This is a genomic window from Curtobacterium sp. MCLR17_055 (assembly GCF_003234305.1).
GTDB lineage: Bacteria > Actinomycetota > Actinomycetes > Actinomycetales > Microbacteriaceae > Curtobacterium > Curtobacterium flaccumfaciens.
Genome location: NZ_QKSX01000016.1, coordinates 24,756 through 38,700, shown reverse-complemented (window position 1 = coordinate 38,700; position 13,945 = coordinate 24,756). Strand labels below are relative to the sequence as shown.

Annotated in this window: 11 protein-coding genes; 4 read left to right on the top strand and 7 right to left on the bottom strand. The window is 72.2% G+C overall.

Translation table 11 applies throughout. From position 1 onward, the window contains the following. Positions 1–101: 101 nt before the first annotated feature. The gene (locus tag DEJ09_RS18215) at positions 102–776 is read left to right on the top strand and encodes a G5 domain-containing protein (protein ID WP_258373910.1); all 675 of its coding nucleotides are present in this window, start codon (positions 102–104) and stop codon (positions 774–776) included. Between the two features lie 137 nt (positions 777–913). Beyond that, entirely contained in the window at positions 914–1,936 is a 1,023-nt protein-coding gene (gene ligD, locus DEJ09_RS13980) for a non-homologous end-joining DNA ligase (RefSeq protein ID WP_111088977.1), read from the top strand. 17 nt (positions 1,937–1,953) lie between these two features. Here the strand turns inward: ligD and DEJ09_RS18210 are convergent, their stop codons facing one another. The 3 genes from DEJ09_RS18210 to DEJ09_RS13975 all read right to left on the bottom strand — a co-directional run bounded on the left by DEJ09_RS18210 (position 1,954) and on the right by DEJ09_RS13975 (position 3,442). Further along, positions 1,954–2,097, bottom strand: a complete 144-nt coding sequence (locus DEJ09_RS18210; protein WP_155896788.1) for a hypothetical protein — start codon at positions 2,095–2,097, stop codon at positions 1,954–1,956. Beyond that, the gene (locus DEJ09_RS18205) at positions 2,094–2,255 is read right to left on the bottom strand and encodes a hypothetical protein (protein ID WP_163343780.1); all 162 of its coding nucleotides are present in this window, start codon (positions 2,253–2,255) and stop codon (positions 2,094–2,096) included. Before DEJ09_RS18205 ends, DEJ09_RS18210 begins: the two co-directional genes overlap by 4 nt. A 143-nt stretch (positions 2,256–2,398) precedes the next feature. Beyond that, on the bottom strand, positions 2,399–3,442 hold the full coding sequence (locus DEJ09_RS13975; protein ID WP_111088976.1) for an ATP-dependent DNA ligase: 1,044 nt from the start codon (positions 3,440–3,442) through the stop codon (positions 2,399–2,401). Between the two features lie 157 nt (positions 3,443–3,599). Between DEJ09_RS13975 and DEJ09_RS13970 the strand changes: the two genes are divergently transcribed. After that, positions 3,600–4,643: an MBL fold metallo-hydrolase gene (locus DEJ09_RS13970; protein ID WP_181433369.1), complete on the top strand. Its 1,044-nt coding sequence runs from the start codon at positions 3,600–3,602 to the stop codon at positions 4,641–4,643. Positions 4,644–4,664: 21 nt separating this feature from the next. On the opposite strand, the gene DEJ09_RS13965 is transcribed toward DEJ09_RS13970, so the two are convergent. The 4 genes from DEJ09_RS13965 to DEJ09_RS13950 form a co-directional block, all read right to left on the bottom strand. After that, positions 4,665–5,297 carry an FMN-dependent NADH-azoreductase gene (locus DEJ09_RS13965; protein ID WP_111088974.1) on the bottom strand — a complete coding sequence of 211 codons (633 nt, stop codon included), beginning with the start codon at positions 5,295–5,297 and terminating at the stop codon, positions 4,665–4,667. A gap of 141 nt (positions 5,298–5,438) precedes the next feature. Further along, positions 5,439–7,049: a putative Ig domain-containing protein gene (locus tag DEJ09_RS13960; RefSeq protein ID WP_111088973.1), complete on the bottom strand. Its 1,611-nt coding sequence runs from the start codon at positions 7,047–7,049 to the stop codon at positions 5,439–5,441. Between the two features lie 253 nt (positions 7,050–7,302). Then, positions 7,303–9,153 carry a hypothetical protein gene (locus DEJ09_RS13955; protein ID WP_111088972.1) on the bottom strand — a complete coding sequence of 617 codons (1,851 nt, stop codon included), beginning with the start codon at positions 9,151–9,153 and terminating at the stop codon, positions 7,303–7,305. Between the two features lie 178 nt (positions 9,154–9,331). Further along, positions 9,332–10,234 carry a LysR substrate-binding domain-containing protein gene (locus tag DEJ09_RS13950; protein WP_111047392.1) on the bottom strand — a complete coding sequence of 301 codons (903 nt, stop codon included), beginning with the start codon at positions 10,232–10,234 and terminating at the stop codon, positions 9,332–9,334. 105 nt (positions 10,235–10,339) lie between these two features. Here DEJ09_RS13950 and DEJ09_RS13945 point away from each other — a divergent pair, with 105 nt between their 5' ends. Then, entirely contained in the window at positions 10,340–13,816 is a 3,477-nt protein-coding gene (locus DEJ09_RS13945; protein WP_111088971.1) for a bifunctional proline dehydrogenase/L-glutamate gamma-semialdehyde dehydrogenase, read from the top strand. Positions 13,817–13,945: the final 129 nt, after the last annotated feature.

The following is a 13,945-nucleotide window of genomic DNA, read 5'->3' as shown; positions in this document are numbered from 1 at the left end:
GTTCATCCTCACAGCGCGGCTGCCCCGGAGTGGGGGTGCAGCGGTCGACGGAGAACGAGGCACCCTGGATCGTCGTACCGAACACGAGGGGATGTCGCAGGATGCGCTGGTCAGCACTACCGACGAAGGCGAAGGCTTCGGTCGTCGTCGCGATCGCAGCGGTGATCTGGGTCGGAGGCGTGGGCACCGCCGGTGCTGTGGTCGGTGCCGCCGTGACCAGTGCCAGCCAGGACACGGCTGCTCCGCGAGCCGTCGCCGACGTCGTCACGACCCCCACACCCAGCGCGACGCCGACCCCGACCCCGACGCCGACCCCGGTCGTCGAGGTGTCGGAGGTCTCGAAGGACTTCCCGATCCACTTCCGGAAGACCACCATCGACGATCCGACCCTGGCGAAGGGGCAGACGCGGCTGCAGACGGCGGGTGTCGACGGCGTGCTCACCCGCACGTACCGAGTGACCACCACCGACGGCGTCGAGACGGACCGAGTCCAGGTGTCCAGGACCGTGTCGACGGCACCGGTGCCCGAGGTGACCGCGGTCGGGTCGTACGTCGAGCCTGCTCCGGCCCCCGCGGCTCCCGCGCCTGCGCCAGCTGCTCCTGCTCCCGCGCCCGTCGAGCAGGCGCCCGCGCCGTCGCAAGACTTCATCACGCCCGGGGCGTTCTGCGCCGATGCGCAGGCCGGAGTGGTCGCCCAGGCCGCGAACGGCAACTCGTACACCTGCGGCGGCAAGGGCCCTGACGCGAACGGCCACCTGCACTGGAACGTGATGTGAAGTCTGGCCGCAAGACACCGGTGTCCGCGCGCTGAACACCGGCGTGCGCGTGTTCGACCAGGAACACCGGTGTCTTGCGGGAGCAAGAGCGGTCCCGGCTGCGGGCGGGTGGCCGGCACGCGTGTACGGTCCGCTGCATGGCGAGCGAAGCGACGACGGTGCGGGTGCCCGGCCCTGACGGTGACCGTGAGGTCCGGATCAGCAGCCCCTCGCGGGTGCTCTGGCCCGAGGCGGGCATCACGAAGCTCGACCTCGCGGAGTACCTCGTCACGGTGGGCGACGCCTTCGTCCGGGCGAACGGCGACCGGCCGATCTCGCTGCAGCGGTTCCCCGGCGGCGTCGACGGCGAGCAGTTCTTCTCGAAGAACCCGCCCAAGGGTGCGCCCGACTACGTCCGCTCGGTGACGGTGACCTACCCGAGTGCCCGGTCACACCCGCAGCTCGTGATCGACGAGCCGGCCGTGGCGGTGTGGGCCGCACAGATGAACACGGTGGTGTTCCACCCGTGGGCCTCTCGTGCCGAGGACAGCGACCACCCGGACCAGCTCCGCATCGACCTCGACCCGCAGCCCGGCACCGACTTCGGCGACACGGTGCCGGTGGCCGAGGAACTCCGGAAGGTCCTCGACGAGGTCGGCCTGACCACCTGGATCAAGACGAGCGGCAACCGTGGCCTGCACGTGTTCGCACCGATCCGCCCCGAGCACGAGTTCCTCGAGGTGCGGCATGCAGTGATCGCTGCGGCGCGCGAGCTCGAACGCCGGATGCCCGACCGGGTCACGACGGCGTGGTGGAAGGAGGAGCGAGGACAGCGGATCTTCGTCGACTTCAACCAGGCGAACCGCGACCGCACGATGGCCGGTGCCTACAGCCCCCGAGCTCTGGCGCACGCATCGGTGTCGACGCCGATCGCGTGGGAGGAACTGCGCACCGCGGACCCGACGACCTTCACGATCCGCACGGTGCCGGAACGGCTGCGGACCACCGGCGACCCGTGGGAGTCGATGGGGGAGCAGCCGGGCAGCATCGCGCCGCTGCTCGAGTGGTGGGAGCGGGACCTGGCGAACGGCGAGGGTGAGCTGCCGTTCCCGCCCGACTTCCCGAAGATGCCGGGGGAGCCGCCGCGCGTGCAGCCCTCACGGGCGAAGAAGCCCAGCTGAGGCCCAGCGGCCGAACCTCAGGCTGCGGAGGAGACGTCCCGCTGACGGTCCGGGTCCTCGACGCGCGTGGTGTGCGTCGGCAGCCCGATGCTGGCGGTGTGCAGGCGGGTCAGCCGCGACCAGGTGCCGCGGTGCACGTCGGTGATGCCGTCGACGATCACGAGCCGAGTCCGACCGTGACGAGGGCGAGCGCCGTGGCGGTCACGCCGGCGATGGCGCTGATGACCGCGCTGAGCTGCAGGACGCGCTGGCGCCGTGCCTCTCGGACTTCTGTGAAGGGGCTCCGCCGAGGGTGGCGGACAAGCGTGCTGGTGCTCATGTCGATCCGCTCCGATCCGGGCGTCCGAACTGGACGCCTCGTGCTGCTGAGATCATCCTGGCACGGGTTCGCTAGTTCGGCTAACTACTTTTCCCCGAACGTGACAGAACAGCGACAAACGGACACCGCAGTGCGTTCCGTCGTCAGGACAGCACGTCGTTCAGGTCGTACGCACTCGGCACCTCGAGCTGCTCGAACCCGCACGACGTCGCGTCACGGTCGGGCCGCCACCGCTCGAACTGCACGGTGTGCCGGAACCGGTCGCCCTCCATCTGGTCGTACCGGACCTCGAGCACCAGCTCCGGCGCCAGCCGGACGAACGACGTGTCGCGACCCGACGAGAACCGCGACCGTTCCCCGTCACCGGTGACGGGCCTCCCGTCCGCATCGCGGAGCACGACGGGCTCGAGCTCGTCGATCAACGCGGCCCGGCGCTTGTCAGAGAAGGCGGAGACGCCGCCGACCTGGCGGAGCTCGCCGTCCGCGTCGTACAGCCCGACGAGCAGCGACCCGACGCCGGAGCCGCTCTTGTGCACGCGGTAGCCGATGGCGACGACGTCGGCGGTGCGGTGGTGCTTGATCTTGAGCATCGAGCGCTTGTTCGGTTCGTACGGCCGCGCTCGGGGCTTCGCGACGACGCCGTCGAGCCCGGCGCCCTCGAACGTGGTGAGCCACTCGCGCGCCTGCTCGACCTCGAGGGTGGTGCGGGTGACGAAGAGCGGGTCGGTCATCGCCTCGCCGAGATGCTCCAGGCGCTCGCGGCGCTCGTCGAAGGGGCGGTCCACCAGCTCCTCGCCGTCCACCGCCAGCAGGTCGAAGGCCACGAACTGCGCCGGCGTCTCGACGCTGAGCTTGGCGATCCGCGAGGCTGCCGGATGGATGCGCTGCGACAGCGCCTCCCAGTCGAGGCGCTCGGCACCGGGTTCCCCAGAGCGCAGGATCACCTCGCCGTCCAGGACGACCGGGTGGTCGCGGCCGCCGAACTGGGCGCGGAACGCCTCGACGAGCTCGGGGAAGTACCGGGTGAGCGGCTTGGCGCCGCGGCTCCCGATCTCGACGTCGTCACCGTCGATGGTCACGATGCCCCGGAAGCCGTCCCACTTCGGTTCGTACCGCAGCCCGCCCTTCGTGCTGTCCGGATCGGGGACGGTGGCGACGGCCTTGGCGAGCATCGGTGCGATCTCCATGGGTCCTGTCTACTCGCGGGCGTCGGCGGGGCTGCGCACTTCGTGAGCAGGAATGGTCGGGTCCGGCTCGACGACCCGACATCTTCTGCTCACGATGCGCGGCCGGGAGGCCCGGATCACCCCGGGCAGGTCGGCGCGCGTCGGTAGGGTGGCCGGCGTGACGACCGTGCCCCCGCCGGCAGCGCCGGCCCCGGAACCGATCAGCCCCGTGCAGGCCGCTGCGCTCCGTGATGGCGTCCTGCCACCCGTCGAGCAGGTCCGGCCGGGTATCTGGACCCTCGCGGTGCCGTTCCGGTTCGGGGTGCCCGACGCGACCCTGGTCTACGTCGTCGAGGGGTCGGACGGCTCGCTCGCGGTGATCGACCCCGGGTGGTCGGCCGACGGCGGGCTCGACGAGCTACGGCACGGGCTCGCCGCGATAGGACGGACCCTGGACGACGTGTCGCTCGTGGCCGTGACGCACCTGCACGCCGACCACCTGGGTGCCGCGGCGGCCATCCGGCGGGCGACGGGAGCACGCGTGGCGATGCACAGCCTCGAGGTCCGGGCGCTCGAACGGGAACGCGCCGACGCCGAGCGGAACGACGCCGACATCGCGACGTGGGGGCTGCCGGAACACCTGCGGGCCGGGGTCGTCGAGGCCTGGGGCAGCGGACGCCGGATCGGGATGGGCCGGATCGAGGCGCCGTACGCCGACGTGCTGCTCGAGGACGGCGACCTGCTGCCGATCCCCGGTCGGACGATCCGCGCGCTGTGGACCCCGGGGCACACGAGCGGGCACGTGTGCTTCCTCGACGAGGCCGACGGCCTGCTGTTCTCCGGCGACCACGTGCTGCCGCGGATCAACTCCGGCATCGGACTCGGCGGCCGGACCAGGACGAACCCGCTCGGCGACTACCTGGCATCCCTCGCGCGGCTCGACCCGTACGCCGACCTCGAGGTCTGCCCGGGGCACGAGTACCGGTTCCGCGACGTCGTCACCCGCGCGCAGACCCTGGCCCGGCACCGGGAGGAACGCTCGCGCCACGTCGCCGCGGCCCTCGACGCGCTGGACCGTCCGACGCTGTTCGAGGTCGCCGCCCGGGTGCCCTTCAGCGGCGGGATCGAGTCGATGACCGGGTTCCTGCTCGCGAGCGCCCTGACGCAGACGGCCTTCCACGCGGACCTGCTCGGGCGGGCCGACGAGGTGCGACCCGCCTGACGAACGCCGCGGCCGCGCGGGTCAGCCGAGCGTCGTCGCCAGGCGCTCGATCGTCGTCTTCGCGTCGGCGAACTCCGCGGCGGCGTGCTCTGCCAGCGGTGCGAGGTCCGGCAGCCGATCTGCCAGGGTCGCGCTGACGGTGATCGGGTACAGCTTCATGCCGAGCGCGGTGCCGAGCACGATGTGCAGGACGGGGGAGCCGTGGTCCCAGCCCTCGGTCGGAGTGCCGGCGTCGTAGGTCGCGCCGCGGCTCACCACGGTGACGACGGGGCGTCCGGCCAGGGGCTGCACGCCGCCGGTCAGGATGCCGGGCACGTGGATGCGGTCGATCCAGGCCTTCAGGGTCGACGGCACCGTGTAGTTGTACAGCGGCGCACCCACCACGACGACGTCGGCGGCCAGGAGCTCGTCGATGACCTCCTGACGAAGGGCCTCGGCCTCGGGCGCGACGGTCTCCTCGGCGGTGCGGTCGGCGGCCGCCCAGTGCAGCGCCGAGCTCTCCAGGTGGGGGAGCTGGTCGACGTGCAGGTCCCGCCGGACGACCGTGTACTCCGGGCCGCGGGCGCGCCAGGCGTCGGCGAAGGCCGCGGTCAGTGCGCGCGAGCGGGAGTGGGACAGGTCGGCCGAGGAGTCGATGTGCAGCAGCGTGGGCATGTCGCCAACGCTACCGGCGCGGACCCGGCCGGGCGCGGATGCGAAACGGCCCCGCCTGCTCCGGTGGAGGAGCAGGCGGGGCCGTCACGGGCCTCCCGTCCACCGCGCGGGCACGCGACGGACGGGAGACGTCTCAGGGTGTCAGCGCTGGGCGCGACGACGACGCGCGAAGCGGGCGCCGATGAGGCCGGCACCGGCGACGAGCAGGCCCAGGGCCCACGGCAGCGCGTCGGTGGTGTCCGAACCGGTGTAGGCGAGCTGGCCGCCGGTGTTGACCGGGGCGACCGGGGCCGCTGCCGGCGCGACCGGGGTCGGGTCGGCGATACCGGCGACCGCGGTCGGCTGGACGTCCACGGCGAACGAGGTGGCGAAATCGCCGGCGGCGACCGTGAGGTTGTGGATCGAGGCGTGCGGGAACGTGACGCCGATGAAGCCGAACTCACCGATCTCGGGGTCTGCGGCGATGACGTCGGTCGAGACGTCCGACGTCACGGTGGGCGTGATCGACTCGTCGTCCTCGCCCAGGACCTCGTTGCCGAACCGATCGACGACCGTGCCGGTCACGATGAGCGTCCCACCCTGCTTGATCGTGGGGCGACCGCCGTCGACCTCGGTGCCGACCTGGCCACCGTCGCCGTCACCCTGCGTGATGACGGTGTAGACCTTGCCGTCCGGGTCGATGATCCACGTGGTGCGCTTCTTGGTGTCGTTCTCGTCGAAGTCGAAGGCTCCGGCGCGGTCGGTCGTGTAGACGAACAGGCCGAGCGGCGCACCGGCCTCGACGTTGAGCGAAACGTACTGCGTGGTCGTCTCGGTGCCACTGGTCGCCGTGACGGCGAAGGTCCAGTCCCACGCCTCGGTGGTGACGCCACTGAGCTCACCGGTCGAGGCGTCGAAGGTCAGACCGTAGGGGAGCTGGTCCGCGGGGGACATCTCGTCCTCCGGGAACTCCTCGGCGTACTCGGCGTCGTCCTCGTCGAACCAGGCGAGGCTGTACTTCGGCTCCGGGAAGCCCTGCGCACGGAAGGTGTGCGAGAAGGCGTCACCGGCGGCGGTGCTCAGCTCGAGCGGGCTGTCCTGCGTGGCACCGGCCTTGGTGGGCTGGCCGTCCTCACCGAGGAACGCCGGGGTCTGCGTCACGGCGGCGGTGGCCTCGGACTCGACCGTGGAGGTCTCGGTCGCGCCGGGCAGCGTGCCCGTCACGGCGACCGTGATGGTCTTGCGGACGTCGGTCGGGTCGACGACGTAGCTCGCGGCCTTCGACAGGACGTTGCCGTCCTGGTCGGTCCACGAGTACTTGTACCCCGCCTCGTCGTCGAAGCCGGTGACGACGGCGACGAGTCGGGTGCCGACCTTGGCCGTGCCCTCGATGGTGACGGTGGCGTCGGCGGCCTTGGCCGTGACGTCCGGCTTCGGGGTCTCGGTCGGCTTCGGAGCCTCGGTGGCGGCTGGCGCGGTGGTCTCCGGCGCGGCGGGCTCGGTGGCCTCGGGGGTGGGCGCCGGGGCTTCCTCGGCCGGAGCCGGGGTCTCGGGCGCGGTCTCGACGGGCGGGTCCGTCGGCGTGGGCGTCTCGCTGCCCTCGGCCGGGGTCGGGGCCGGCGTCTCGGCGGCCACGATCGGCTGCGTCGTGTCGAGCGTCTCGGCGTTGGCGGCCGTCGCGGTCATGATGCCGAGGCCGGTGGTCAGGCCGACCAGGGCGACGGTGGTGCCGACGGCGCAGGCGCGACGGACAGTGGAGGTGCTGCGGTGCACGGGATCCCCCAGGGATTCGGTCTGGGCTCTTCGCCCAGATCATGTGAATTTGCCGAGAATGTCGGCGTTCTCGGATCGTAGCGGGATGACGTTGCCGGGCTGTGACGATTCACCGGAATGTGACCCGGGTTGGGGGTGCGTGCGGGAAACCGCCGGACCCCCGCACGCGCGGCGTGCCCTGTGGGCGCGGAAGGACGGACGGGAGGCGCGGTGCGGGCCCGCACCGCGCCTCCCGTCCGTCCGGGGCCGCGTCTCAGGCGCGACGGCGACGCAGGCGGTGGACCAGCAGACCGCCGCCGGCGGCGAGCAGGCCCAGCGCCCACGCAAGCGGCCCGGAGGCGTCAGCGCCCGTGTAGGCGAGGTGCCCACCGCCGCCGGCCGTCGGGGTCGTGTCGCCGACGGTCGCGACCGACGGCCGCACGTCCACGTCGAACGTGGTCGAGACGCCACCGAGGGCGACCGTGATGGTGTGCGGCGAGGCATGCGGGAACCCGACGCGGGGCTCCCACTCGCCGTACGGCAGCGTCACTTCGTCGCTGGCCACGCTGCTCGTCACGACGGGCTGCGCGCCGTCGGACTCCTTCGTGCTGTTCCCGAACGCGTCGAGCGCCGTCACCCGGACGACCATCGTCGCCCCCTGGGCCACCGGGACGGCGTCGACCGGGATCGACTTCGGGCTCTCCGCGAAGATCTCGCGCAGGCCCTCGGCGTCGCGGAGCCACCCCTTCGGCGACCCGATCGTGCCGACGAGCAGGCTGAGTTCCTCCGTCGCGGCGGGACGGATGGACAGGTGGACGTACTGGGTGGCAGCGCGGGACCCGTTCATGGCCATGACCTGGAAGTCGTACTCGCCGGCCACCGTCGGGGCACCGCTCAGGACCCCGCTCGTGTCACCGACGGCGAGGCCGAGCGGTGCGATCGGGTGTTCGTTGCCCGGGACGGGGAACGCCGTCGGGCCGGTCAGCAGGACGTAGTGCAGCTCCGTCGACGATCCCGTCGCGGTGAAGGTGCGCTCGATCTGCTCGCCCGCGGTGGTCTCGATGCGGATGGGGGACTCGGGCGTCGAGGGTTCGGTGAACGTGATGGTGTCCGGGGCGGCGGGCTCGTCGGTGTCCTCGGCGCCGACGACGACCTCGAACGACGTGGAGACGCCCCCTTCGGAGACCGTCACGGTCCGGGTGCCGGTGCCGCCGAAGGTCACGGTGTTCGAGGAGTCCCCGTCGTTCCACACCGCCGAGTCGGAGTCGTCCGTGCTCGTGACGATCGAACGGGGGTAGTCCGGACCCGGCGTGGTCCGGTTGCCGTACGCGTCGACCGCGAGCCCGGCGAGCGTGAGCGGCGTGTCCTCGGCGACGGGGATGCTCGGCACGATGCGGACGCGGCCCTGACCGGCGGCCTGTTCCCAGATCGTGCCGTCGGTCTCGACCTGCCACAGCCCGTTGTAGTCGGGGGTGGCGACGCCGAACGTCACGCCCACAGGGTCACCGGGTGCGACCGTCAGCTCGACGTACTGCGTGATCTCGGTCGAGCCGCTCAGGGCGACGACCTGGAACCGGAAGGTCCCGGCCTCCTTCGGATCGCCGCTCAGGACGCCGGTGTCGACGTTGACCCAGTAGTCGGAGGACGGGGCGTCCTGGATGGCGTAGCCGACGGTGCCGTCGCCGCCGGTGGTCTCGAAGGTGCGTGTGAAGGGCGTGCCGCTGGTGGCGGTGAGCTCGATCGGGTCCTCGGCGGTCGACGGTTCCGTGAAGGCGAGATCGCTGCCGTCGTCGGCCGCGCGTGCCGCGGGTGCCGCAGGCGCCGCAGGTGCGGCGGGTGCCGTGGGCTCTGGTGCCGCCGTTTCCGGGACCGCAGTCGGCGTCGGGTCGGTGGACGGGCCTCCCGGCTGCTCGGCGGTGTCGACCGTCGTGACGGGCGCGGCGGGCGTGATGGGCGCGGCGGGCTCGGCCGGCGTACCGGGTGTCGCCGTGCTCGTGGCGGTCGTGGGCTCGGCCGCGACGGCGGTCGCGGCGCCGATGCCGAACGCCGACGACGCGGTGACGATGGCGACGGCTGCGCCGATGGCAGCGACCCGTCGCGTGGTGGAGGTGCAGGGCTGGTTCATGGGATCCCCCTCGGATGCCGGACGGGGCACCGGGAGGTGCCCTCATCCAGGAGATGTCTGCGTCGACAAGATCCTGACGGATGCACAGGTCTCGATCCGGTCACGGTGCCGTCTCGCGTGCGCGCTGGCTGGCGTGCGCGTCGGCTGGCGTGCGCCGGATGGCGTATGCGCTGGCGGATCAGTCGCCGACGGCCGCCGCCGCGCGCTCGAGCGCGTCACGGAGTGCGCGGACCGCCGGGGACGACGACCCCGCGGACCGCACCACGGTGAAGATCGTGCGTCGCGGCCCCTCCGGCAGCTCGAGCAGCCGACAGGTCGTCGTCCGACCGGTCCACATCAGGTCCGGCATCAGGCTCACCGCGTTGCCCGACTCGACCAGGCGGATCTGCGTCTGCAGATCGGCGGTCTCGTACCGGACGTCGGGCTCGAAGCCCCAGCGCCGACAGACCTGCTCCGCGAAGTGCCGCGACGCGGTGCCGCGGGGTTCCATCACCCAGGGCATGGTGCGGGCGTCCTCGAGCGACGACACCGGGCGCAGGGCCGTGTCGAGCGGGGGCAGGGCGAGCCGGACGGCGTCGGTCGTCAGGTCGGAGCGGTCGAGTCCGGGCAGGTGCGGAGCGGCGTGCGCCGGGTACTGCTCGGCGATGACCATGTCGAAGTCACGGGCCCACGTCTCGTTCAGTGCGGTCTCCGGTTCCCGCTGGACCATCTCGACCCGGACGTCGGGGTGTTCCGTGGCCATCTCGTGCAGGGCGCTCGGCATCAGGGCGAGGGCCGCGGACTGGAACACGGCGACCCGGACGCGGCCCTGCACGGACGACAGGGTGTCCTCGACCTGGGACTGCGCGTGCTCGAGGACGTCGAGTACCTGGCCCGCCGCGGCCACCAGCACCTCGGCCTGCGGGGTGAGCTGGAGCCGTCGCCCGGCCTTGCGGAGGAGCTGCACGCCGGCCTCCCGCTCCAAGGCGCTCAGCTGCTGCGAGACCGCCGACGGAGTGAAGTTCACGGCCTCGGCGACGGCCGCGATCGTGCCGCGGATGGACAGCTCACGGAGGAGCACGAGACGGCGGACGTCGAGCATGGTCCGACGCTAGCCGGATCAGGACCGGAACGGTAGCGGAACTGAACGGTATCCATCAGGAACGCTCACTTCCGCTACCGCATCCCCGACCTCCACACTGAACCCATGACGACGCTGCACGAGGACTCCGCCATCGACCACGACGCCCTGGCGGACCAGTCCGTCGCGCTCGTCCGACAGTGGCTCGCCGAGGCCGAGTCCTACCCGGTCGACGGCTCCGCGAAGCAGCTCGCCGGCGTGCTCGCCGACCCCGCCGGACTCGACTTCGCCGTCGGGTTCGTCGACGGGGTCGTGCGACCGGAGGACCTCGCCGTCGCCGCCCGCAAGCTCCGCCAGATCGCCCCGGACGCCCCCGGGTTCCTGCCCGCCGCGCTCCGCGGACTCGTCCGGCTCGGCGGCGGCATGGCCCCGATGCTGCCGAACGTCGTGGTCCCCATCGCCCGACGCGTCCTCCGCAACATGGTCGGCCACCTGATCGTCGACGCCACCGACTCCAAGCTCGGCCCGGCCATCGCCGGCATCAAGCGCGACGGCGTCCGCCTCAACGTCAACCTGCTCGGCGAGGCCGTCCTGGGCGAGCGCGAAGCCGCCCGCCGACTCGAGGGCACGCACAAGCTCCTGGCCCGCGACGACGTCGACTACGTCTCCATCAAGGTGTCCTCGACCGTGCACCCGCACTCGCCGTGGGCGTTCGGCCACGCGGTGGACGACATCGTCGAGCAGCTCCGACCGCTCTTCCAGCGTGCCGCAGCCGCCACCCCGGCCAAGTTCATCAACCTCGACATGGAGGAGTACAAGGACCTCGACCTCACCATCGCGGTGTTCACGAAGCTCCTCGACGAGCCCGAGTTCCTCGGCCTCGAAGCCGGCATCGTGCTGCAGGCGTACCTGCCCGACGCGCTCGCCGCGATGCAGGAGCTGCAGGACTGGTCCGCCGCCCGCCGTGCCCGCGGCGGTGCCGGCATCAAGGTCCGTCTGGTGAAGGGCGCGAACCTGCCGATGGAGCAGGTCGAGGCCTCGGTCCACGGCTGGCCGCTCGCCACCTGGCACACCAAGCAGGACTCGGACACCAACTACAAGCGCGTGCTCGACTGGGCGCTCACCCCGTCGCGCGTCGAGAACGTCCGCGTCGGTGTCGCCGGGCACAACCTGTTCGACGTCGCGCACGCCTGGCTGCTCGCCGGTGAGCGCGGCGTGCGGGACGGCATCGAGTTCGAGATGCTGCTCGGCATGGCGCAGGGGCAGGCCTCGGCCGTGAAGAACACCGTCGGTTCGCTCCTGCTCTACACGCCGGTCGTCCACCCGGGCGAGTTCGACGTCGCGATCGCCTACCTGATCCGCCGTCTCGAAGAGGGTGCGTCGCAGGACAACTTCATGTCCGCGGTCTTCTCGCTGGTGTCCTCGCCGCCACTGTTCGCCCGCGAAGAGGAGCGCTTCCGCGCGTCCCTGGTGCCGCTCGCGACGCCCGAGGGTCTCGAAGCGCCGGCCTCCCACCGTGTCGCCGACCGGTACGCCGCCGTCGGCCGCCCCGGCCCCGGCCACTTCGAGAACACCCCGGACAGCGACCCGTCGGTCGGCGCCGTCCGCGCCTGGGGCGACGCCATCACCGCACGGGTCGCCTCGTCGACGCTCGGCGTCCGCGCCGTCCAGGAGGCCCGGGTCGACTCCGCCACGGCGCTCGACACCGCGCTCGGTCGTGCCAAGGCCGCCGGTGCGGTCTGGGGGACCTGGTCCGGTGGTGCACGTGGCGCCGTGCTGCACGCCGTCGGCGACGCACTCGAGGCGAACCGCGCCGCCCTCATCGAGGTCATGGCGTCGGAGACCGGCAAGACCATCGACCAGGCCGACCCCGAGGTGTCCGAGGCGATCGACTTCGCGCACTTCTACGGCACCCTGGCGTCCTCGCTCGACGACGTCGACGGTGCGAGCTTCACGCCCGCAGCGCTCACCCTGGTCGCGCCGCCGTGGAACTTCCCCGTCGCGATCCCCGCCGGATCGACCCTCGCCGCGCTGGCGGCCGGGTCCGCCGTCGTGCTGAAGCCCGCGCCGCCCGCCGAGCGCTCCGGCGCCGTGCTCGCCTCGATCATCGAGACCGCGCTCGACGCCCACGGGGCACCGGCCGACGTGCTCGCGTTCCTGCAGGTGTCGGAGAACGACCTCGGGCAGCAGCTCATCGCGTCGCCGATGGTCGACCAGGTCATCCTCACCGGTGCGTACGAGACGGCCGAGCTGTTCCGCTCGTTCCGCCCCGACCTGCCGCTGCTCGCCGAGACCTCGGGCAAGAACGCCGTGATCGTCACGCCGTCGTCCGACCTCGACCTCGCCGTGAAGGACGTCGTCGCGTCGGCGTTCGGGCACGCCGGCCAGAAGTGCTCGGCCGCGTCCCTCGTCGTCATGGTGGGCTCGGTCGCGAAGTCGAAGCGCTTCCGGAACCAGCTGCTCGACGCGGTGGCCTCGCTCACGGTGGGGTACCCGACCGACGCCGCGACGCAGATGGGTCCCGTCATCGAGCCGGCCTCGGGCAAGCTGCTCGACGGCCTGACGAAGCTCGGCGCGGGGGAGTCCTGGGCCGTCGAGCCGAAGCAGCTCGACGAGACCGGCAAGCTCTGGAGCCCGGGTGTCCGACAGGGCGTCCGCCGCGGCTCGGAGTTCCACCGCACCGAGTACTTCGGCCCGATCCTCGGCATGATGACCGCGGACTCGCTCGACGAGGCGATCGACATCGTGAACGAGGTCGACTACGGCCTGACCTCGGGCCTGCACTCGCTCGACCCGGCCGAGATCGGCACGTGGCTGTCGCGGATCCAGGCGGGCAACCTCTACGTCAACCGCGGCATCACGGGCGCCATCGTCCGGCGTCAGCCGTTCGGCGGGTGGAAGAAGTCGGCCGTGGGCGCCGGCACGAAGGCCGGTGGGTTGAACTACCTGCTCGGGCTCGGGTCGTGGACGCCGGCGGCCGTTGCATCCGGTGTCGCCGTGTCGGGTCCGGTCTCGGCGTTCGCCCGGGCTGCCGAGGTGTCCTCGCCGATGCTCGACCGTGCGCTGGCGTCCGATGAGCAGGCGTGGTCGACGCTGTTCGGCACCGCGACCGACGTCTCCGCGCTCTCCGCCGAGCGGAACATCGCCCGGTACCTGCCGTTCCCGTCGGTGCAGGTGCGGCTGGCCGCGGTCGCCGACTCGGACACGGACGCTGATGCCTCGGTGATCGAGCTCGTCCGCGTCGTCGCCGCTGCGCTCCGTGCCGGCACGACGATCGAGGTCTCCACGGCCGCGACGCTGCCGTCGTCCGTCGCCGCGGCGATCCGTTCGCTGCCGATCGTCCGTTCGCTGTCGCAGACGGTGTCCGACGCGGCCTTCGCGAGCTCGGTCGCCTCGGGTCCCTCGACCCGGGTGCGGCTCATCGGCGGCGACACCTCGGCGCTGTACTCGGCCGTCGGTGGTCGCCCGGACGTCGCGGTGTACGGCGGCCCGGTGACCGAGGCCGGGCGGCTCGAGATCCTGCCGTTCGTCCGCGAGCAGGCGGTGTCCATCACGGCGCACCGCTTCGGCACGCCGAACCACCTGACCGACGACCTGATCTGACCCCGGACTGCGGCGCTTCGGTTGTGCGGCGAGCGGAACGTCGTCCACGGGGCTGTCCGGTCGCCGCACGGCCTCGGGTGCTTCGGAGGGACCGAGCGTTGCCTCGGGTGCGCGTCGCAACCACGGCGC

Coding starts and splice junctions, on each gene's coding strand:
- DEJ09_RS13965 (WP_111088974.1), bottom strand. CDS start 5,297: ATGCCCACGCTGCTGCACATCGACTCCTCGGCCGACCTGTCCCACTCC.
- DEJ09_RS13975 (WP_111088976.1), bottom strand. CDS start 3,442: ATGGAGATCGCACCGATGCTCGCCAAGGCCGTCGCCACCGTCCCCGAT.
- DEJ09_RS13955 (WP_111088972.1), bottom strand. CDS start 9,153: ATGAACCAGCCCTGCACCTCCACCACGCGACGGGTCGCTGCCATCGGC.
- DEJ09_RS18205 (WP_163343780.1), bottom strand. CDS start 2,255: ATGAGCACCAGCACGCTTGTCCGCCACCCTCGGCGGAGCCCCTTCACA.
- DEJ09_RS18215 (WP_258373910.1), top strand. CDS start 102: ATGCGCTGGTCAGCACTACCGACGAAGGCGAAGGCTTCGGTCGTCGTC.
- ligD (WP_111088977.1), top strand. CDS start 914: ATGGCGAGCGAAGCGACGACGGTGCGGGTGCCCGGCCCTGACGGTGAC.
- DEJ09_RS13945 (WP_111088971.1), top strand. CDS start 10,340: ATGACGACGCTGCACGAGGACTCCGCCATCGACCACGACGCCCTGGCG.
- DEJ09_RS13950 (WP_111047392.1), bottom strand. CDS start 10,234: ATGCTCGACGTCCGCCGTCTCGTGCTCCTCCGTGAGCTGTCCATCCGC.